Raw genomic sequence first — 23,024 nt, 5'->3', positions numbered from 1 at the left:
CCACCTGCAAAGTAGAATAAATCAGAATTGTTGTTCCTCCGTCGAATCTATCCCCATAGCAATCTCTTTAATGATTCCTTTTTCTATATACACGGGACGGGCATATTTACGTACCACGGGACGATAATGTTCGAAGATCAGGGAGGAGATAAAACAACAAACTCCCGACAACAGAATAATCATCTGCAACCCCACGAATTTCTCCACCGCCCCCAGAATAATACTTCCCACGGGAGCCATTCCCGTGAAAGCCATCGCCATGTATCCCATCACCCGGCCCCGCTTATCCTCCCCGGAAAGCGTCTGTAACAACGTGTTAATGGAAGCCACGGTCGCTATAATCGTGAACCCGACAGGAAGACACAACACGGCGGCCACCCAAGGAATCGTGACAAACGACATGACCGACAACCCCACGCCCAACAACACCCCGGAAAGCATCACCACCTTCCCCAACCCCAACACGCTCTTCCGGGCCGCCAGGTACAAGGCGGCAGAAAAAGACCCGACCCCGATACAAGAAAGCAGCAATCCCAATAACTCGCTCTCCCCCTCCAATATGGTCTTCACGTAAGCCGGGATAAAAGTCATCAAAGGTAAACCGAAAAAACTGATCGCACTCATCAAAAGTAACAACGTGCGGATTGGCATATTCCCAGCCACGTACTGGAAGCCCTCCCGCATATCCTCCCACACGTTCTGCTTCACCGTCCTCACCTTTCCCGGTGTCAAGCGCATCATCAGCAACGCCGCGATCACGGCAACATAACTAATCCCGTTCAACAGGAAACATATTCCTTCTCCCAACATCCCGATCAACACCCCTCCCACCGCGGGACCGATCAATCGCGACCCGTTGATCACGGCAGAATTCAACGCAATCGCGTTACTCAATTTATCTTTAGGAACCAGACTCGGGTAAAAAGATTGCCGGGTAGGATTGTCCAACGCGTTGATCAAACCGATCAACAAACTCAGTGCCATGATATGCCACACCTCGATAAGCCCCGTCAACGTGAGCACAGCCATCAACAACGCCTGTACCATCGACATCGACTGAGTCAAAATCAACAAATTACGCCGATCGAACCGATCGACAAAAACACTCATCCAGGGAGTCGCCACGAGAATCGGGATCTGCGCCATGAAAGTGACCGTTGCCAACAAGAACACCGAACCCGTCAACCGGTACACCAGCCAACTCATCGCGATCTGCTGCATCCACGTCCCGATCAAGGAGATACATTGTCCCCCGAAATAAAGACGGAAATTATAGTTTTTCAAGGAAGCGAAAACCTGACTAAACGCCCCGGAGTTATTCGGCAATAACTCCCGCAGTCCCCGCCAACCGCCTAAAAACTTATAGCCACCGTTATTTTCACTCATACACTTTCGTAACTTGCAACCTGTAACCCACCAACCCATAAACCTGATTATCTTTGCACGTGGTGAGGACACTTGCAAAAGTAATCAGATTCGAATAATTTTCCTATTTTTGCGGTAACAAGAATATGGAAAATACCATGACAGAAAAAACAGAAAATAAACTCTCGGTCGCGGAAGCCCAAGCCATCTGCCTGAGAAATAACATCCCGTTTTACACGTACCGTTTACCCGGTTCTCATGAAGTGATATTCGGGGCGCAACTTTCTAACGATACCCGGATTTTCAAGGGCTTTGAAAAACACCGGGGAGAAAAGGGATTCGTCATCACTCCCTTCAATCACGCGTCATGGAGTTTTCCGTTCTTCATCAAGGCAGACCTCTCCTTCACGGATTACCTGACCGACGGGGAGTCGATACAGAATTTACGGAACACGGTTTTCAACACCCCCGGACGAATCTTCACCAAACAGGACTGCGAGCATTTCGAATATCTCGACGAACTTCGCACCATGATTGAAACGCTCAAACGGGAAGGCATGAGAAAAGCGGTACTGTCAAGAACAATCACGCTCCCCTGCGACTCGCTCCGGTTGGCCCCGGTGATATTCGAGCAAATGAAGCAATATCATCATGCCTTCCTGTTCTTTGCCGCGATACCGGGCAAATGCGCCTGGATGGGAGCCTCGCCCGAGACATTTCTCAAATACGACAGGAACGGCTTCTTCACCATGTCACTCGCCGGGACTCAATCCGTGGCAACCGCCAAAACCCCGCCCGAATGGAGCGACAAAGATATAGAAGAACAACAAATCGTGACCGATTACATTCACGACACGTTAAGACATTACTTCACCCGTCACCTTGACATCGAAGGCCCCATCACCCTACAAGCCGGAAACGTCTTTCACCTCTGCACCTTTTTCAGAAGCGACGAACAGCTTCCCGCCGATCAAATCGACGAACTGGTGACACAACTTCACCCGACTCCGGCCGTTTGCGGCCTTCCCAAAAAGAGAGCCATGCAGATCATTTCCGAGATCGAAAAACAAGAGCGGGGATATTACGCCGGATTTTTAGGACCGTTACAGGCCTCCGGGGCCTTTGATTTATTTGTAAATTTGCGCACAATGGAAGTATTCGACGATGCCTTACGGCTTTACGTCGGAGGAGGTATCACCCCACTCTCCGACCCGGAAACCGAATGGCAAGAAACTTGCCAGAAAGCAGACACGTTACTAAACCTCATACGTCAAATTAACTATGGAAAAGTTACATTCTGATATTGAACATGTTCGTATCTTAACAAGTCTACTCGTACAAAAAGGAATTAAAGAAGTCATCCTATCACCGGGTTCCCGTAACGCTCCCTTGCTCGTCTCGATTGCCCGCGAAAAACGGCTAAAACACCACGTGATCGTGGACGAACGTTCCGCCGCCTTCTTCGCCCTCGGGATAGCTCAACAAACCGACCGTCCCGTTGCCCTCATCTGTACTTCGGGCACCGCCCTACTGAATTATTCCCCGGCCGTGGCCGAAGCCTTTTACCAAGGAATTCCTCTCATCGTTATCTCGGCTGACCGTCCCACGGAATGGATTGATCAGGATGACAGTCAAACCATACGCCAACAAAACGCACTTGATAATTTCGTGAAAGGAAGTTTCCAGCTCCCGACCGCGATCACCGGTGAAGAAGATCGCTGGCATGCAAACCGCCTCGTAAACGAGGCCATCAACCTATCTCTAAACAATCGTAAAGGCCCCGTACATATCAATATACCACTTAGAGAACCCCTGTACGAATTTCAACAGGAATTCTCGCCCTCGCAACGAGTCATCAAAACTCTTAAAGATAATCCTTCTTTATCCCCGGAGACATCCCAAGGCCTACGAGAGGAATTCTTTCTCTGTCCCAAAGTGATGATTATCGCGGGATTTCATGCTCCCGACCCGATCTTGCAACAACACATCGAATTATTGGCAAGCCTGCCCAACGTGATTGTCCTGACGGAAAGCGTGACAAATCTATCCGCTCCCTTGATCATCCCCACTATTGACCGGGTTATATCGACAATACAGCCGGAGGAGGCGAATACATATGCCCCCGAATTATTAATTACGTTCGGGGGAGCTGTTATTTCCCGCATGATCAAAGCATTTATACGGGAGCATGCTCCCTCGGCACATTGGCACATTGACAAGCGCCAACTACCTCCCGACACGTATAAATCAATGACCCTGCACATCCCGATGGATGCCCGAACATTCTTCGACCAGTTACAACCTGCCGAAATAAAAGCAAACAGCCTACCTTCCAGCTATGCTCATCAATGGCACCAGAAAGAGGAAAAAGCGACATCGAAACACGAGAATTATTTAAAACAAATCCCGTGGAGCGACCTGAAAGCATTCTCCATGTTAATCCCCTCACTCCCCGCCGGAAGCCGTTTACAATTAGGCAACAGTACACCCGTACGTTACGCCCAACTTTTCAACTACACGCAAGTTGCCCGGACGGACGCCAACCGGGGTACGAGTGGTATTGACGGCTGTATGTCGACAGCCGTCGGGGCTGCTTCGGTTTTTGACGGGATAACCACGTTGATTGTCGGTGACAATAGTTTCCTGTACGACTCCAATGCACTCTGGATCAAAAATATTAACCCGTCACTACGGATCATTGTTATCCAAAACGGGGGTGGCGGAATTTTCAGATTTCTAGCCGGCCCGTCTGCCTTGGAAGAAATGGAAGAGTATTTTGAAACGCCCCATGAAGTAAACATCGAACAACTAGCCAAGAACCACCCGTTCAACGTGTATCAAGCAACTGACGAAACTTCGCTACTGGCCGTATTGCCCGATTTCTACAAGCCGGGACAGTATCCGGCGATTCTCGTCATTCACACTCCCGGAAAAATAAACGGAGAAATATTAAAAGCATATTTTCAGGCCTTAAAAGCCTGAAAATACATGCTGATACTCAAAGGATACAAAAGGACAAACCATCCCTTTTAAGTGACTTTTACCAGAGTTCCAGGCGACTTAGCCGCCATCTAGCCGCCACTTAACCGCCACCTAACCGCCATATTAACGGGCAATCAGCTTTTTTAACACGATCAAAAAACTCTTCTCCCGCAGCAATAAAAACACACGATTCAGGTTAATCAAACCCTTTCGGTCTGACCAATCCCGGGGAAACCCATGCTTTTTCCACGCTTTAAGAACAACGTGAACTCAAGATTTATCCTTATCGGAGAATCTTAATTAAAAATTATCACGTACATTTGTCATTACACTTTGTTAAACCTAAAACAATATACCTAATATGGCAAAAAGGGAATGGACCACAATTAAAGAATACGAAGACATCCGGTTTGAATTTTTCGAAGGTATTGCCAAAATCACCATTGATCGTCAGGAAGTTTATAATGCGTTTCGCCCGCAAACTAATTTTGAAATGTTGGATGCGGTAAATATCTGCCGTGAACGCGGAGACATCGGTGTTATCATCCTTACCGGGGCCGGGGACAAAGCATTTTGTTCGGGAGGCGACCAGAAAGTGAAAGGCATCGGCGGATACATCGACGAAAATGGCGTTCCCCGCTTGAATGTGCTCGACTTGCACAAGGCGATCCGCTCTCTCCCGAAGCCCGTTATTGCCATGGTAAATGGCTACGCCATCGGCGGAGGACACGTTCTACACGTTGTATGTGATCTCACGATCGCCTCCGAGAACGCTCGTTTTGGGCAGACAGGTCCCAAAGTCGGCAGTTTCGACGGGGGATTCGGTTCCTCTTACCTCGCCCGCCACGTGGGGCAGAAAAAAGCACGGGAAATCTGGTTCCTATGTCGTCAATACACGGCTAAAGAGGCCGAAGAGATGGGAATGGTGAATAAAGTTGTACCCTTCGATCAACTGGAAGACGAAACCGTGGAATGGTGCAAAACCATCATGCAACGTAGTCCCATGGCCATTCGCATGATCAAACGGGCGTTGAATGCCGAACTTGATGGTCAACACGGCTTAATGGAATTTGCCGGGGATGCCACCCTCATGTATTACCTCATGGAGGAAGCCCAGGAAGGGAAAAATGCTTTTCTGGAGAAACGTGACCCGGATTTCAAAAAATTCCCGAAATTCCCGTGACAAGGAAATCAGCCTCTTTTTTATTATCTTTGTTATCGCAAGGGACTTGCATAAAACACGATGCAACATAATTTCGACATAACAAACAACGAGGAAATCGTTGATGCCCTCATAAAAGGAGATGAAGCGACTTTTGCCACGGTCTACAAAAGTTACTTCACCCCCTTGATTAATTATGCTACATCCATTGTCACCGACCAAGAAACCGCTTATGAAATTGTTCAGAATCTCTTTGTCACCTTGTGGGAAAACCGGAAAAAATTAGACCGAGAAAAATCCCTTCGAAACTATCTTCTCCGGGGAACACATAATAATTCGCTACGCTACCTCAAAGCCCACACTCTCCATCAACTCCATCACGAACAAATAAAACAGGAGACAAGCGAGGAAGAACAAGAAAATATTATCAATCGTGAGGAAACAGCAGATCCCGAAACCCGACTGGCAATCATCCTCAACGAGCTACCGGAAAGAAGCAGACAGGTGGTCATCATGAGCCATATTGAAAATAAAAAAAGCGCCGAGATAGCCAAAGAACTGGGCATTTCCATCCGGACCGTAGAGACAATTCTCTATCAAGCCATGAAAAAACTTCGGGAAAAAGCAAAAAAATAACATTTTCGAATACGTAGTTTCGAAAAGTCAGGTATTATATATAGATTAGAGAAAAATACGCATGGAAACAAATGCAGGAAAATATTTGAACCGCCCCATAGGGGAAAACGAGGAAGAGTTACTGGATGAAATATGGAACTCCCTTCCCCCCGTGGAAAACGAGGATCAAATATTGGATGAAAACTATCGGAACGTGAAACAGAGAATACATCGGCATACCCTCAGACGCCGTGTTATCTACATCTCAAGTAGTGCCGCGGTGGTATGCCTGTTCATACTTTTGCTATTCCGTCCCGAAGCACCCGAAAAATCACCTGTATTCGCACAATTAAATGACATGGGTGTATCCATCTGCGAACAAAAAGTTCAATTCATGATAGGAGATTCCATCGTGGCCAACCTAAATACATCGGCCAAAATGAATGTCGATCAAAACGCAAAGATGGCCTTACAATCCGCCACGGGAGAGAAAATTATCCTGAAAGAGGGAAAACCGCTCAAGATATACGTTCCCGCGGGAAAACGCTTCGATCTGGAACTAGCGGACGGTACCCACGTGTGGCTGAATTCGGACACGTGGCTCGAATACCCGACAACCTTTGCCTCCGCCAACGAGCGAAGAGTGAAGATCGAGGGAGAAGGATTTTTTGACGTCAAACCGGATGCCACCAAACCCTTCCACGTAGAAGTTCCGGGAGGAGAATCCATCCGGGTATTGGGAACCAGCTTCAACGTTTCGGCTTACTCGGATAACGAGGAAAATATCACGACATTAGTTACCGGAAAAATTGAATACTCTATTCCCATGCGAACCGAAGCCATTGCCCTTCTACCCAATGAACAGGTACGGGTAAACAAAACGACGAAAGGCGTCACGAAGAACGAGGTAAACACATCCGAATTCGCCATGTGGAAAGAAGGGGTTCTTTATTTTAATGATGAAAAACTGCCCGTGCTGGCCAAACAGCTTGCCCGCATGTACGGCATAGAAATAAGAGTTGCAGACAAGTACAACGATGCTTGTTTCTCCGGTATGATCCGGTATGAAAGAGGCATAGACTATATCACGAAATTATTAACAACAACAAGTAATATAACGTGTAGCATAGAAAACGGCATTATTTATCTGAAGTAAAAAAGAAAATAGCATATTGAACATCAGACCGAGGACATTATTGAAATATAATGCCTAGGGGAATTGTATACTCAAAAAAAAAGGAAACCAAATATAAATACCTAACTATCAAACGACATGAAAAAAAGAACAATACCGGACAGGATACCTTGAAAGCTGTAGTACAAAGAATAATTTTAAACTATTGGCGAAAGGCATAAAATGTAAATAATAACTCATTACAAAAAAGGACAGACTTTATCACGGATAAAGCCCTAAGATTTGTAGCCCTTAACAAAAGGGTTCAGAAAACAAATAAAGAACTAAAAATCAACTAATAACAGTAAAACAAATATCATGAAAGAAGACACTTCATCAAATCTTAGACAAGTAATTCCCTGGACTCAGTTCTTGGGAAAAATGATCTTGCCTCTTTTCCTGATCATTGCATTTTGCAGTATGACATACAATTCTCATGCTCAGGACACGCGACTCAATCTTAAACTGGAAAATTCTTCCCTCTTGGATGCGATCAAGAAAATCAGCACCGCCACGGGTATGGAATTCTTCTATAATGCCGGACAAGTCAATGCGTGTGACAAACGCATTTCCAAAGAATTCACGAATACCCCGTTAGCACAAGTACTGGAATTCGTGTTAGACAAAACACCCTTCACGTACAAACTGGAAGATAAAACCATCGTTATCGTACAACGCCCGGCACAAACCAACAAGCCGCAACTAAAACTGATCGAGCTAAAAGGAGTTGTATTCGACAAGGATACCCAGGAACCTCTTCCCGGCGTAACCGTCATGATCGAAGGAACCCAGCAAGGTACTGCCACTAACGGTAACGGAGAATTCACTTTCCCTATTGATTCGGGAAACTACAACATTATATTCTCCTTCATCGGTTACGAAAGATTAGTAAAGAAATTCAACGGAAATAACATCACCGAATTCCAGAAAATCCAACTCGCCCCGGCTGTGGAAGCCATCGAAGACGTGGTTGTAACCGGAATCTACCGGAGAAAAAAGGAAAGCTTCACGGGATCGGCAAGCACGTATAAAGTGGAAGACCTGAAAGCTGCCGGTACGCAAAATGTACTCCAAAGTATCAGAACACTCGATCCCTCTTTCAAAATTAATGTCAACAATCAATTCGGATCAGACCCAAACCGACTGCCAGACGTGGAGATACGTGGCAAGAGTAGTGTTATGGGATTGAAAGAAGAGTACGGTACAGACCCGAACCAGCCGCTGTTTATCCTAGATGGTTTCGAAACAGATTTACAGACCGTCATGGACTTGAACATGAACCGGGTAGCATCCGTAACACTTTTGAAGGATGCCGCCTCCACGGCAATCTACGGTTCGAGAGCCGCCAACGGCGTATTAGTGATTGAAACGAAAGTCCCGGAAAAAGGCGTACTTTCACTCTCATACAAGGGAGATTTCAGCATCACCATGGCTGACCTGTCGGACTACAATCTGATGAACGCACGGGAGAAACTGGAGTTCGAAACCAGAGCGGGAAGGTACACCAGCACGAGGAGCAATCCGATGGATCAAATCGAATTGGATAACCTCAGAAATCAACGTTTACAAGAGATCGAACGCGGCGTTAATACCTACTGGCTCAGCGAACCGATTCGCACGGGTTTCGTTCAGAAACACAACCTCTATGCCGAAGGAGGCGAGGAACGCATCAGATACGGTCTCGGGTTAAGTTACGGCAACACGCAAGGAGTCATGAAAGGTTCCGACCGTCAAACGATAAGCGGAAATATCGACTTGGTTTACCGCACGGGAAAATTCCAATTCAGCAATAAATTTATACTGGATTACATGAAAACGAATAACCCGGCTGTTCTTTTCTCGGAATACGCTAAAGCTAATCCTTATTTCAGAAAATACAATAGCGAAGGCGGTATAGACAAATATTTATATTACACGGAAGATCCGGAAGAATATTCCGTACCCAATCCCTTGTGGAATGCACACTTGAATAATTACGACGTGCAAGATCAATTCGGGTTCACGAATAATTTTATCCTCGAATGGTTTGCCACGAACGACCTGCGTGCAAGGGCCAAGTTCGGAATTACCAAAAATAGTTCGACAGCCGAAGTACGTCTTTCTCCTCAACACAGTGATTTTGACGAGATGAGCGACACGGAAAAAGGACTTTACACGAATACTCAATCGAAAAACCTGAATTACGAAGGAGACATTTCCGTCACTTACGGACATCTATTCGCCGGGAAACACATGGTAAATGCCGTGGCAGGATTCAATTTCAGCACCAAGGAAAATACCCGAAACGGTTATAAGGCAATCGGGTTTACAGAAGATGAATTTGACGCCCCGTCTTTCGCCAACAGCTATCCGGCAGGATCTAAACCGACTTACACGGAAAGCAAAACACGTGCCGCCAGTTTCTACATCAACGGGGGATACGCTTACGACAACCGTTACCTCTTTGACTTCAACTACCGCAGTGACGGAACTTCCGTGTTCGGGACAAACAACCGCTTCAGGAACACGTGGTCTATCGGTTTAGGTTGGAATATCCACTCCGAAAAATTCATGGAGAATTGCGATTTCTTCCAGCTATTAAAACTCAGAGGTTCCGTCGGAAACCCCGGAAATCAGAATTTCGCTTCTTATCAAGCATTCTCGACCTACGCATTCACGCACTGGATGAGCAATATTTTCGGAACCGGAGTTATTCTTGAAGGATTAGGTAATCCCGATCTGGCATGGCAGGAAACCATCAATTACAGCTTGGGAACCGATATCACGATGTTCAACGAGCGTGTGAATGTCACCTTGGATTTATACCGGAAAAAGACCGACCCGCTGGTAGCAGCGATCACGACACCAAGCTCTATCGGGGTGAAGAGTGTTATGATGAACATGGGGCAACTGAAAACAGACGGTATCGAGGTAACATTAAAAGTTTCTCCCATTTACCGCCCGCAAGAACGTTTTGTATGGAATATCAGCCTCAACGGGACGCATGCCAAATCAAAATATTCTAAGATTGGGAACAGTTTGCAGTCGATGAACGAACAGAATCAAAACAATTTGAACACGACCAGATACTATGACGGCGGTAGCCCTACCGATATTTGGGCGGTAAGATCGGCAGGTATAGATCCGGCGACAGGTCAGGATTTGTTTATCAAGAAAGACGGTACTTACACCTTCACGTATGACAAAAATGATGAGGTCGTGGTCGGAAACACGGAACCGAAACTCGAAGGAGTACTCGGCACAACCCTTTACTACAAAGGTTTCTCGTTCGGATGTTACCTGCGTTACCAGTTAGGAGGTCAAGTTTTCAATAGCGCTCTTTACGAAAAGGTAGAAAATATCGACAGAGAAAGTATCAATTATAATCAAGATAAACGGGCTTTGTACGACCGTTGGAGTACACCGGGACAAGAGGCCAAATTCAAAAGAATTTCTCTTTTCCAAACAACCGAAACCTCTTCCCGTTTCGTGATGGATGAAAACACGCTGAGCGGAGAATCTTTCAACATCGGTTACGAGTTCACCCAACCTTTCATCAAGCATGTCGGGTTATCTACACTAACCGTACAAGCCAACATGAACGATATTTTCAGAGTTTCGTCGGTAAAGAGCGAGCGAGGCATAGACTATCCTTTCGCACGCACGATGTCGTTCTCTATATCTGCAACTTTTTAAACGGAAGAATTATGAAAAGAAAAATACAATTAATCACGCTTATATGTTGCTCCCTTGTTTTCGGGGCTTGCGACAATTGGTTGGACGTGAAACCTTACGACCAGATAGCGGAAGAAGACCTATTGAACTCGGAAACCGGTTTCCAGAAATTACTGAACGGCGTGTACATCGAGTTGAACGACGAGAACCTTTACGGAAGTACCCTCACGGTAGAGATGCTCGAACTCATGGGCGGAGCCTACAAGATCGGCGATGACCAAGGAAAATGGGGAAATTATATTGATTTGAACAATTATACTTACAGCACGGAATACTGGCGGGGACGCTTGGATAAAGTGTGGGAAAAGGCTTACGCACTGATCATGAACTGTAACAAAATTCTCGATAACATTGAAAACCGGGAATCACTCTTCACGGGGATCAATTACGACATTATCCGAGGAGAAGCCTTGGCTTTGCGCGCCATGTTGCACTTCGATATGTTACGCCTGTTTGGACCGATTTACATGAACAACCCGGAAAACGTGTGTATTCCCTACTATTTACACCAATCACCGGATGTAAATGATTTATTACCCGCAAACAAAGTAATGGAATATATCATCAGTGATTTACAAGAAGCGGAAAAAGCATTGGCAAACGACCCCATCATCACGAAAGGCACTTTAATGGAAGCGGCTGGGAATGAATCCAATTTCCTGCGTTACCGGGCATTACGCCTAAATTACTATGCGGTACAAGGCCTCATGGCACGGGTTTATCTCTATGCCGGGGATAAAACCAATGCTTCCACCTACGCCAAGAAGGTGATCACGGCAGCAGAAGCAGGGACATTCCCATTTACGGAAAGAACGGATGCAAAGAGTGACCGGATTTTCTCGTCAGAGGTCTTATTTGCCCTAACGAACACGAATCGGGTTCTGTTATTCAAAAATTATCACGACCCGTCCCGCAATCCGTCATTTATATTTACCATGGATGAGAAATTATTGAACTTCTTGTATTCGGCACCGGGTTCCTCTACCACAAGCGACACTCGTTTTGAAGCCAACTGGGAACAGGCTACGCTTCCCGGATTGACAAGCGGTGCCCGATACTTCTATAAATACAATGACATGAGCACCACCGGGCTGATACAGAATACGATGATTCCCATGTTAAGACTAGGAGAAATGTATTTGATCGCCGCGGAAAGCGAACCGGAAACTTTGAATGACGGACTTCCATACATCAACACGTTGAGAAATAAACGAGGCATTTCGAATCTGGGTTCACTAACCGTAACCGAGTTGACCTACGAATACATGCGCGAATTGTATGGTGAAGGACAATTGTTCTATTTCTACAAACGAACGTTTACAACAATCTTAAATAGAACGAATAGTAGCGGAAGTAGACCTATGGGACAATCGGCATCAACCCAAGTTTTCGTGGTGCCTTTACCCGACACGGAAATCAATAACAGACAATAATACGCAAATCATGAAAACAAGAAATATATTTATATGGATTATGCTCATTATAGGATTAACCGCTTGCTCTGAAGAAGAGATTAATACCTATAGTGCCGATGAAGGAATCTATTTCAACCAACGTATAAGAGTAGGAAATATACTGACAGACAGCACGAATTTCACGTTCGTGTACATCGAGGAATCGCAAAACGAAGCCATTGTATCCATCCCGGTTCAACTAGTCGGGAAGGCTACCGATGAGCCTCGTCCCGTAAACATCAAGGTTGTCGGGGGAAGTGCCAAGGAAGGCGATGATTTCGTGTTACCCGCCAACCCGGTATTGCCTGCGGGAGCCAGTTCATTCAATTATGAAATTACATTGAAGCGTTCGACCGCTCTGCAGGAAGAAGCCAAAACAATCGAAATCGCCATTGAAGAGAACGAGTATTTCAGACCAATCATCACGCACGAGATCACGGATATTCAAAGCGGTACGGATGTCTCTACCATGCGTCATAAAATCGAGTTCTCGGAGCTATTCACCGAGGCTCCGGCCGCTTGGTACACTTATATATACCCATTTACCCCTCAACGTTTCTTCCTGACCTGCCGGGTAATGGACATCCCGCGTTCGGACTTTAATGATGCGTCAAAAATTTCATCTTTCCGGTTCCAGTATTTAATGTCTGAAATGGTAAAATATGTAGCGGAACAATTGTTACTAGAGAATCCCGATCCGGAAATCTTTGACGAGAACGGAACTCCCATCTTTTAACTACAACAAAAAGACTGATTATGAAACAGATATTATACAAGATAAAATCGCTTTTTTTACTCATTGTAATAGCGAGTGGAATCAGTGCTTGCGCGGACGATAAAGGTAATTACAATTACCACGATATCCCGGAAGTAAAAATTGAAGGCATCAGCAATTCCATCACGGCTCTGGCCTATCAAAATTTATCTATTCCCGTGCAGTTAGACGGTTTACAAGCCGACGAGAATCGCTATGAATACGAGTGGCTGGTAATCCGTCAATTTGAAGCGGAAGACGAAACAGACACCGCAAGAGAAGTGTTGGCAACCACAAAAGAATTTAACGATATTATATCTTTACGCCCCGGTCCTTATAAATTGATTTACACGGTAAAGGACAAACAACTGGACGTATTTTACCAACAGCAGGCGAATCTCTCCGTTGTCACGACAACTTCCGAGGGATGGGTTCTTCTATGCTCCGAAAATGGTAATGTCCGCTTAGACATGATCTCTACCGTATTAGGAGAAGAAGTGCATTCGAAAGATATGCTCGCCGATTCGGATATACCTTTCAAGAAAGGACCGTTAGCACTTATCGCTCTTAGTCCAGAAAGCAAAGAAGACATGAGTGCCGTACAACAAGTAGATCCAACCTCCCCGTTCTATTTACTTACCGAAGAAGGAACTACCCGGTTGCATAAAGATGCTTTCGAATGGAAAGAAGAATACCTCATGAAATACGAAATGGGGGATATGAGCGATGCCAAACCGACTCATATCACATCAGCAACTTATTTCCGCATGATGGTAACATCCGACGGAATATACAGTAGCAATTTCAGTTACGGAACCGAGGCGTTATGGGAATCAAGATTAAATTATCTTCGTAATGACGATAACACGAAAGAATATATACAAATCGCACCATACGTGGGATGTAACATCACGAACCCGATGCAATATGCTCCGGTATTCATGTTCTATGATTTAGACCACAAACAATTTGTTTATCACCCGGGAGGTATGTATGGGGGATTAACCGGAGATCAAACCGTCGGTTGCTTGAACATGAGCGACGATGAAGCCGGAGGCAACGCTTTTTCATTCCCGATAGGGTACAACTATGTTTACATGGAAAATAGCGGACGTAAATACTCCGAATCCGCCATGATGCCCGGCTTCGGTTTCTTCAACAACATCACGTTTACAATCTTGGAGAATAACGGGATTTATCATCTCTACGGAATTGCATTAGACGATTATTATATGGCACTGATGGGTATGCCGGCATACACAAAAACTCACTACGCGAACCTCTCCAACTGTACCGATATCACGCGAGCAGAACATTTTGCATTCAGTCCTTTAAACGATCAAATGTTTTATGCCGTGGATGGAAAGGTTTACCGGGTGAATCTCGACACGAGTACTCCTTCTGCCGAATTTCAATTCGAAGTTCCGGGAGAAATTACATGCCTGAAATTCTATTTATACAGGAATGCAGAAAATGCCAGACGTTCTTACGATCTAATCGTGGGTAGCGACAAGGGCGGTACTGACGGAGGCGAACTCAGGGTATACGAGGCCGTTGATAACCTCGCGCAAATAACCGATTACAAAGAATACCATTCCGGTTTCGGCAGAATCGTGGATATTATCTATAAAGAACCTATAACTCAAGAATAAAAAATGAAATACATTTTATTTATCACGCTCATTCTATCCATAGTCAGTTGTACACAACACAACGGGTACTCCCTTTCGGGGGAGGTACCCGAAGCTTGGGAAGGCAAGCCTGTATTCCTGATGCTTAATGACATAAATCAACCTTACGCCATTGACAGTACCAAAATATCGAATGGCAAATTCCTCCTGGAAGGGAAATTCGATATACCCCGTTATTGCAGCGTGCTCATTTACCTTGATCCCAATAATCGCTCGGATCGGGGCAAGTTGGTCAATTTCTCGCTCTTCCTTGACAGTACAGCCGTGAAAGCGGTTTGTGACAATTCAGGCAAAACACCCGTGTTCAACATCTCGGGAAGCAACACGCAAGATGCTTTCCAGAACTATATGGACCAGATTCAACCGCTTCAGGCCGATCGCAAAAAAACATTCACCGCTTACACACAAGCCTACTACGACGGTAAAGATCTGGCCAAAGCGATAGACCTGGCCAAACAAACAACAGCGAAAGCGCAAAAGATACAAAAAGCCCAAATACAATATATCAAAGATCATCCCGAATCCGTGATTAGCTTACACGTCGCTCAAGAACTCTGTAAAGGCAATTCATCGCTTTCCCTGAAAGAGATTGAGCAACTGTTCACGACATTATCTCCCCGTTTACAAGAATCCGAAATGGGGAAATCACTCCGGGAAACGATTCAACGTAAACAAGTATTCATCGGACAACCTTTCCTCGATAAAGAACTCACCGCTCCCGACGGAAGCAGCAAAAAAATCTCCGACTTTGTAGAGCCGGGACACGTTACCCTGATCGAATTCTGGGCTTCTTGGTGTAACCCCTGCCGGGCAGAATTCCCCCACATCCGGAAAACATACGAAAAATATCACCCGAAAGGATTTAATATCGTGAGTATATCCATCGACTCGAAGCGGGAAAACTGGCTCACGGCCTTAAAGGAAGAAAACTTATCCTGGGGCCAATTACTCGACCGGAGAACATCCCCGGAAGAATCAGCATTCAAAGCCTATAACCTGACAGGTGTTCCTTCCTCCATTCTCGTGGATGCCCAAGGAAATATTCTTAGCGTAAACGCACGGGGCGGATGGCTGGATGCGGCAATGCAAGAAATATACGACTAATATTAATATCACGAAAATGAAAAGTTTTTTATTCATTATCTTATTTTTTATCGCTTACTCTTGTTCAAATTCTCAAAAAAACAAGGACGATATTGTTGTCAATTTCAAAGTTCAAAACCCAACTTATTCCAAGGTCGCAATCGTTCAAAGCCCGGAATTAATTGACGAAATCGAACTGGACAAGAACGGCAAGGCCACATGTACCTTACAAGGCGATTTGATATACGCCCGCTTGTTCTATGGCGAGGAGTTCAAGAATGTATTTTTCCAGAAAGGGGACCAACTTACCATCTCCTTCGATGCCGGAAAATTCAAGGACGATATTCAATTCGAGGGTAAAAACGCCCCGATAAACGACTACCTCAACGCAATCACTTACACGGAAATCACCCCGAACGAATATGCCCGTCCGCTAGAAGAACTAATCACTCTTGTTCAACAGAAAACAGACGAGGCAACCAAATTATTACAAGCTAGGAAACTGGAAACCGTAAACCCCGATTTCGTGGCATGGGAAAAGGGACGCATCAAATATATGTACGCCTTCAATATACTCATGCATCCCATGGGATATGCTTATTTTACACAAGACACAAGCTACCAGCCGGGGCAGGAATATTACGATATGTTGAAACAACTTATACAAGGAGACGAACAGCTTGCACACCTCCCGTTATATCGGGAATTTGTTTCGGAAGCCGCAATCATCCTCGCTTCACCGGGAAAAAGAATTCCCAACCTTTACGACAGATGCATCAGCCAGATGAAATATCTCGCCGAAAACATTCAGAATGAGAACGTAAAACAAATCATCTTGAACGGTATTGCCGTAAACTACGTGAAGAAAAATGGTATTCGCAACATTACCGATCTGGAAAACATCTACAATGCTTACGTCACCGATCCCGCTCTACGAGCCGCGTATAAAGAGGTTCGTGATCAATGGAACCTCACATCGGTCGGACGCCCGTCTCCTGATTTCAAGGGACAGGATATCAACGGGAAAACCTTCTCGCTGAAAGACTTCAAAGGGAAATACCTGTACATCGACATTTGGGCAACTTGGTGCGGTCCCTGCAAAAGAGAAATCCCGTTTCTGAAAGAACTGGAGAAAAAATTCGAAGGGAAAAATATCACGTTCCTAAGTCTTTCTACCGATCAGAATAAAGCAGACTGGGAAAACATGGTCAAATCCGGAGAACTTTCCGGGACTCAACTCCTGATCGGACGAGACAGCCAATTCCAGAAAGACTACAACATAACTGGAATACCTCACTTTATACTGCTTGACCCGGAAGGGAAAATCGTTAACGCCAGTATGGTGCGCCCGTCTTCACCGGATATCGAAAAAGTATTGAACGCCTTACCCGGCATCTAAAATACGAAAACCAAGGAGTTTTAAAATAAAACTCCTTGATTTCGTCTACAGAATACTTTACTTTTGCTTGTACTAAAAAACGAATTATGCTACAAGCAACGTATTCAAAATACCTGTTGAAATTTAAACAACCAGCCGGGACCTCCCGGGGAATTCTCACGGAGAAGGAAACTTGGTTCATCAAAATATGGGATTCGGAACAACCCGAAATATACGGGCTGGGGGAATGTGCCCTATTCCGGGGATTAAGCGCAGATGACGTTCCCGGTTACGAAGAGAAATTAAAGGAAATATGCCAACATATTAACACCTTTTCCCCCCAAGAACTTCAAACATGGAGTTCCATCCGTTTCGGCATAGAAACCGCCCTAGCCGATTTGTCCAACAAGGGCAAACGCATCATCTATCCCTCCCCGTTTCCTGAAGGAACAACCACCATAGAGATCAACGGCCTCATCTGGATGGGCGACAAGGAAACCATGCGACAACGCATCATCGAGAAACTGGAAGCAGGCTTTCATTGCATCAAACTAAAAATCGGGGCCATTGACTTCCAGGCAGAACTCGATTTACTACATGCCATACGTTCCTCGTTCAGCAAAGAGACCATCGAACTTCGAGTAGATGCAAACGGTGCATTCCACCCCGACGAAGCCCCTCGCAAACTGGAACAATTATCCCGCTATGGCCTGCATTCCATTGAACAACCTATCCGCCAGGGACAATGGGAAAAAATGAGTAAATTATGCCGGAATACTCCCGTCCCGATCGCCTTGGACGAAGAACTGATCGGGATCAACGACACGCGAGAAAAAATAGACATGCTGGAAACTATTCACCCCCAGTATATCATCTTAAAACCCGCACTCGTTGGCGGCTTTCTCGGTTCGGAAGAATGGATTCGACTAGCCGACAAACATCAAATCGGATGGTGGATCACGTCCGCCCTCGAATCAAACGTGGGGCTCAACGCCATCGCCCAATGGACCGCACTTCTAAACGTACAGATACCCCAAGGATTGGGAACCGGGCAATTATACACCAATAATATCCCTTCCCCCTTAGAACAATCCGGTTCCGTACTTTGTTACAACCCGGGGAAAAATTGGGATCTTACATCGTTAAAATTTTAAACCATGCTTTGGAATATTCGATTAAACGGGAAACGATACACATCCGCCAACGAGATTGAAGGCCAAGAAGATGAAACCGTGACAAACTTTCTAAAAGAATGGTATAATAACGAAGACTACGTTACCGGTCATACCTCGGGTTCCACGGGAACCCCCAAAGAACTTCACCTTTTAAAAAGGGACATGATCGCTTCTGCCGAATTGACAAATCGCTTTTTCCACATCGGGACGGGCTCGAACCTTTTACTATGTCTCTCGCCTTCCTACATCGCCGGGAAAATGATGATTGTCCGGGCCATTCTTTCCGGGGCAAATCTACACACGGTACCCCCCTCCTCTTCCCCCCTCGCGACATTAGACATGCCTTTCGACCTCGCAGCAATGGTTCCCATGCAAGTAGAAACAACCCTGAAATCCCCAAGCACGAGACAACATTTCACTCGTCTCCGGCAAATTCTTATCGGTGGCGCGGCTATATCCTCAAAACTGGAAAAACAACTACAATCCTTCTCGACAAACTGTTACGCCACCTACGGTATGACAGAAACAGTTTCCCACGTGGCCCTGCGCCCCATCAACGGACCCCGGCAAAACTCATTCTACTTTGCCTTGGGAGACGTTCATTTCTCGCAAGACAAACGCGGTTGCCTCATCATCCATGCCCCACATTTACACGAACAACAATTCATAACCAACGATCTTGTCATCCTTCACACGCAAACCCAATTCGAATGGCTCGGCCGGGTAGATAACGTGATCAATTCCGGAGGAGTAAAACTTTTCCCCGAGAACATAGAACACCGTCTCTCCCCACTCATCTCCCGACGTTTTTTTATCACGTCCGTACCCGATGAATACCTAGGACAAATGGCTGTAATTGTTATAGAGGACACCCCTTGGCCCGCAAATTCCCAACAAGAACTATTGGATGAAGCCCGAAAACATCTTGCTCCTTATGAAGTTCCCAAACGAATCTATTTCATGGACCACTTTCAAGAAACCTATTCGGGGAAAATTATACGAAAAATTATATAATTTTCTATATTTGCATAACTTAATATTCTTGTTATGAAAGCATATCAATATCCGGATACTCATGATGTAATCACGAATCAATACATAAAACATCATGAGCCATATCCTCAATACTGGCAAAAAAGTGAAGATCGCATTTTAAACCGTCTTATTGATCACCTTCGTTCATTACCGGAAAAAGGAAGGCAACGTTTTTTAGATGCCGGATGTGGAGGAGGACGCTTATTACCGGTATTCGCTCCCTATTTTAGGGAAATTATAGCACTAGATCCCGACAACAATCGCCTAAACATGGCAAAAGACATTATTAATAAAAATAACCTTACGGAAAAAACCTCTTTATTTAATTGCAAAACAGAAGAATTAAAAGATCAACAAAATTTTGATTTTATTCTTTCAAGTCACATTCTACAACATCTACCGACAAATAGTGTATTCCCCATACTGGAACATCTTATAAACTTGCTAAATCCTAATGGATTACTTGCCGTCACGACTTGTCATTCCATTGCTCCTCATGATGTCTACACGAAAAGCTATTTGGAAAATGGTCAACTGCAAGAGATCGCTATTTCCAAAGAAGAGTTTAATCGCTGTATTGATCAAACGGGTATTCTCCCCGCCCATTTTTTTGAATCAGAAACTTTTACCAAAACGATAAATACACTAGGCATGGAACGCTTGGATTTTCAGGTATTCCATGCAAATATTCCGGATATTCACCCCCTAACAGACACGGATGACCTCCTAAACGCATCACCTGAAATGCAAGCTCAACACGGTAGAGACATGTATCTTTTATTCCGCAAAATTAATTAGCAAATCTCATGGACTTTCACAGGAACGTACTCACAATAAAGAAAGGGGCTCTTTCTTTTCTTTCTACATTCGCATCCGAATTAGAAGATATTACCACACAAAAAATCCTTAAAGCCCTACATCCCGCTCAACCTTCACCCTCGTACCAATCTCTTGCCGACATCGTCCCCCATTGCCTTGGGAAGCCTGTTCCCACAACCAAAGGAAATAAACCGGAACTATGTACCTGTTGTCAAAGCGGGGACCAATTTCACAACGGTACGGGACCAGATCACAGCTATTATTGTGAACGTTATCACGTGAAAAGTTTTATTATTAAACGCGCAGACAACCAATCGCCACTAGAAGTAGATGTATTTCTATCTATATTCAAGAATCTCAATATTGCCCATCTCGTTTTTAACATTCCCGTACAAAATATTGAAGATAAAGATCTCATTTTTTTAAAACATCGCTTTTACGAACCAGAAACCAAGAATTTCAATAAATGGCCACATCCCGATACAGACTATCTATTGTCCCACCCGGAAAACAAAATCGTTCTCGATGACTACCGGGGAATCTTAAAAGATCTTTGCTTCGAACTTATCATGGAGATCAAACACAATCTCCCAATCAAGAAGAAAATAAACAACGACAAAGAGCGCATGGCTATCATTGATGAATTAAAACTTTCTTGTCCAAGTTTATTTAACTACGCCATTATTGAAATACAAGATATAGGACCTATATACGGGGAGAACCTTACGCGTCCTTTAGATCGTGTAATCAAACAATACGGGAACAATCTTTACGGCTTGTTAACCTCTGATGAAGGTTTTGAATACGTCCCTTCAGAAGTGGTTACACAACGCCTGAGCAACCGGTGGGGATCCAGAAATTTCACAAGTTGCTTCGCATTCGGCTCCAATGCCTTGTTATTAAATTTAAAAAATAGTTGTGAAGCCGGTCGACAGTACATCCGCATGCAACAAAGCCGTACCAATTGCACGGAAATAAACTCCACCTACTTCTGCATGAATCCATGCATTGCCGGTTTAGATCACGGGATTCTTTCATGTGTAGAAAAAAGTAAAATACTTTATTTTGAATTAGCTTACGCCTATTCATTACTATCCATCAAAACGGATTCTCAACAATTACACATGATCTCCAAACTACACCGGAAACGGCAACAAATTATCCACTTGTTAAACGAATCCCACCTCATGATTGCCGAGATGGATGACCTTTTCTCTCTCGTATGCCAACAAAATGGAGTATTACGTTCATTCGAAGAAATCAAATTCCAATTAGATTTACGTACCGAAGATCTCTCCTTCTCCTATCAAGAAAATAACGACAACTTGATAAAATACCTGACTTATATCACGGCAGGAATTAGTTTACTAGCCATCGTAAACGAAACAATCCTTAATCAAGATAAAATTCACGCAACACCCAGTATAGAAGAAACCACCTTCCTACAACACATGTGGTATGCCATATACTACTCGATAAGCCCTATTACAATATTTCTATTACTCATACTTCTACTACTCATCACAAAAAGATTAAAAGCCCGAAAACAGGTAAATAAACTTATCAACAAACTTACAAAAACACCGAAAGAATAAATAGTAAAAATCTTTTTTATCTTTGCAACGTTAAACAAACGATTGCGATGAATTATCAGGAAGTTATTGACAATATATATCAAGAAGTTAAACCTCTTTTCGGGAAAGGGAAAGTAGCTGATTATATCCCGGCCTTGGCTAACGTTAATCCCCAACAATACGGAATAGCCATCGCCACCCTAGACGGCCAACTCATCGGTACCGGAGATTACCAGACCAAATTCTCGATACAAAGTATATCGAAAGTCTTCACCCTTGCCATGGTCGTACGCCACATGGGGGGCGAACTGTGGAAATACGTGGGTAGAGAACCGTCAGGTACTCCCTTCAACTCGCTCATACAGTTGGAACACGAACACGGAATCCCGCGGAATCCCTTCATCAACGCCGGAGCTCTCGTGGTCACCGATAAATTAATGAACCTCTACCACCGCCCGAAAGAAGCCATCCTGCAATTCGTGCGGGGCGTTGCCGGTAACGATGATATCTATTTTGACAAACTCGTCGCCCAATCCGAAATGGAACATGCCAGCCGCAACCAAGCCCTGGGACATTTCATGAAAAGTTTCGGCAACATCGAGAACGACGTGGATTCCCTGATCGACGTCTATTGTAACCAATGCAGCATCGCCATGACCTGCGAGGATCTGGCAAAATCTTTCCTGTTCCTTGCCAACCACGGCACGAACCCGCATAACAACGAGGACATCCTCACCGTGAGTCGTTCCAAACGCCTCAGTGCCCTGATGCTTACCTGCGGATTCTACGATGAATCGGGAGAATTTGCCTTCCGCGTCGGGATGCCGGGGAAAAGCGGTGTCGGTGGCGGAGTCGTTGCCATCATTCCGGGTAAACTCAGTATCGCCGTGTGGAGCCCCGAACTGAACGAACACGGAAATTCGTTCATGGGCATAGAAACTCTCGAACGTTTCACGACAAACATCGGGATTTCTATTTTTTAAGAGACAAAATCTCTTGCTATTCATCACCTTATTGCTTAACTTTGTTAAGTGTGGAGAAAACACGCC

The 23,024-nt window shown here is 44.8% G+C and carries 17 protein-coding genes; 16 read left to right on the top strand and 1 reads right to left on the bottom strand.

Features of this window, described 5'->3' with window-relative positions; all coding sequences use genetic code 11:
* Window positions 1–21: 21 nt before the first annotated feature.
* Window positions 22–1,386 carry an MFS transporter gene (locus DWW52_RS09290; RefSeq protein ID WP_118715219.1) on the bottom strand — a complete coding sequence of 455 codons (1,365 nt, stop codon included), beginning with the start codon at window positions 1,384–1,386 and terminating at the stop codon, window positions 22–24.
* Between the two features lie 137 nt (window positions 1,387–1,523).
* On the opposite strand from DWW52_RS09290, the gene DWW52_RS09285 reads away from it, so the two are divergent.
* From DWW52_RS09285 to DWW52_RS09210, 16 genes are all read left to right on the top strand, one after another.
* On the top strand, window positions 1,524–2,666 hold the full coding sequence (locus DWW52_RS09285; protein WP_158582539.1) for an isochorismate synthase: 1,143 nt from the start codon (window positions 1,524–1,526) through the stop codon (window positions 2,664–2,666).
* Window positions 2,647–4,347 (top strand): 2-succinyl-5-enolpyruvyl-6-hydroxy-3-cyclohexene-1-carboxylic-acid synthase, encoded by a 1,701-nt coding sequence (gene menD / locus DWW52_RS09280; protein ID WP_118715216.1) that lies wholly within the window; start codon window positions 2,647–2,649, stop codon window positions 4,345–4,347. Before DWW52_RS09285 ends, menD begins: the two co-directional genes overlap by 20 nt.
* 361 nt (window positions 4,348–4,708) lie before the next feature.
* Complete coding sequence (gene menB / locus DWW52_RS09275) at window positions 4,709–5,530, top strand: 1,4-dihydroxy-2-naphthoyl-CoA synthase (protein WP_118715214.1); 822 nt, start codon at window positions 4,709–4,711, stop codon at window positions 5,528–5,530.
* Window positions 5,531–5,590: 60 nt separating this feature from the next.
* Complete coding sequence (locus tag DWW52_RS09270) at window positions 5,591–6,145, top strand: RNA polymerase sigma-70 factor (RefSeq protein WP_118715212.1); 555 nt, start codon at window positions 5,591–5,593, stop codon at window positions 6,143–6,145.
* A 61-nt stretch (window positions 6,146–6,206) separates the two neighbouring features.
* Complete coding sequence (locus DWW52_RS09265) at window positions 6,207–7,280, top strand: FecR family protein (RefSeq protein ID WP_118715210.1); 1,074 nt, start codon at window positions 6,207–6,209, stop codon at window positions 7,278–7,280.
* A gap of 336 nt (window positions 7,281–7,616) precedes the next feature.
* Window positions 7,617–10,973, top strand: coding sequence for a SusC/RagA family TonB-linked outer membrane protein (locus DWW52_RS09260; RefSeq protein ID WP_118715208.1), 3,357 nt, complete (start codon window positions 7,617–7,619; stop codon window positions 10,971–10,973).
* Window positions 10,974–10,984: 11 nt separating this feature from the next.
* Entirely contained in the window at window positions 10,985–12,445 is a 1,461-nt protein-coding gene (locus tag DWW52_RS09255; protein WP_118715206.1) for a RagB/SusD family nutrient uptake outer membrane protein, read from the top strand.
* A gap of 10 nt (window positions 12,446–12,455) precedes the next feature.
* A complete protein-coding gene (locus DWW52_RS09250; protein WP_118715204.1) occupies window positions 12,456–13,202 on the top strand; it encodes a DUF4843 domain-containing protein in 747 nt (248 codons plus the stop codon).
* Between the two features lie 20 nt (window positions 13,203–13,222).
* Window positions 13,223–14,872, top strand: a complete 1,650-nt coding sequence (locus tag DWW52_RS09245; RefSeq protein ID WP_118715202.1) for a PKD-like family lipoprotein — start codon at window positions 13,223–13,225, stop codon at window positions 14,870–14,872.
* 3 nt (window positions 14,873–14,875) lie between these two features.
* A complete protein-coding gene (locus tag DWW52_RS09240; RefSeq protein ID WP_118715201.1) occupies window positions 14,876–16,015 on the top strand; it encodes a TlpA disulfide reductase family protein in 1,140 nt (379 codons plus the stop codon).
* 16 nt (window positions 16,016–16,031) lie between these two features.
* On the top strand, window positions 16,032–17,393 hold the full coding sequence (locus DWW52_RS09235; protein WP_118715348.1) for a TlpA disulfide reductase family protein: 1,362 nt from the start codon (window positions 16,032–16,034) through the stop codon (window positions 17,391–17,393).
* A gap of 86 nt (window positions 17,394–17,479) precedes the next feature.
* Window positions 17,480–18,526 carry an o-succinylbenzoate synthase gene (locus tag DWW52_RS09230; RefSeq protein ID WP_118715200.1) on the top strand — a complete coding sequence of 349 codons (1,047 nt, stop codon included), beginning with the start codon at window positions 17,480–17,482 and terminating at the stop codon, window positions 18,524–18,526.
* Window positions 18,527–18,529: 3 nt separating this feature from the next.
* Window positions 18,530–19,561 carry an AMP-binding protein gene (locus DWW52_RS09225; protein ID WP_118715198.1) on the top strand — a complete coding sequence of 344 codons (1,032 nt, stop codon included), beginning with the start codon at window positions 18,530–18,532 and terminating at the stop codon, window positions 19,559–19,561.
* 33 nt (window positions 19,562–19,594) lie between these two features.
* Window positions 19,595–20,380 (top strand): bifunctional 2-polyprenyl-6-hydroxyphenol methylase/3-demethylubiquinol 3-O-methyltransferase UbiG, encoded by a 786-nt coding sequence (locus tag DWW52_RS09220; RefSeq protein WP_118715197.1) that lies wholly within the window; start codon window positions 19,595–19,597, stop codon window positions 20,378–20,380.
* Window positions 20,381–20,679: 299 nt separating this feature from the next.
* Window positions 20,680–21,996 (top strand): hypothetical protein, encoded by a 1,317-nt coding sequence (locus tag DWW52_RS09215; RefSeq protein ID WP_148315345.1) that lies wholly within the window; start codon window positions 20,680–20,682, stop codon window positions 21,994–21,996.
* Between the two features lie 47 nt (window positions 21,997–22,043).
* On the top strand, window positions 22,044–22,958 hold the full coding sequence (locus DWW52_RS09210; RefSeq protein WP_118715193.1) for a glutaminase: 915 nt from the start codon (window positions 22,044–22,046) through the stop codon (window positions 22,956–22,958).
* The last annotated feature ends 66 nt before the right edge of the window (window positions 22,959–23,024 follow it).

Source organism: Odoribacter sp. AF15-53 (assembly GCF_003479425.1).
GTDB lineage: Bacteria > Bacteroidota > Bacteroidia > Bacteroidales > Marinifilaceae > Butyricimonas.
This window is presented reverse-complemented; position numbering and strand designations above follow the sequence as displayed.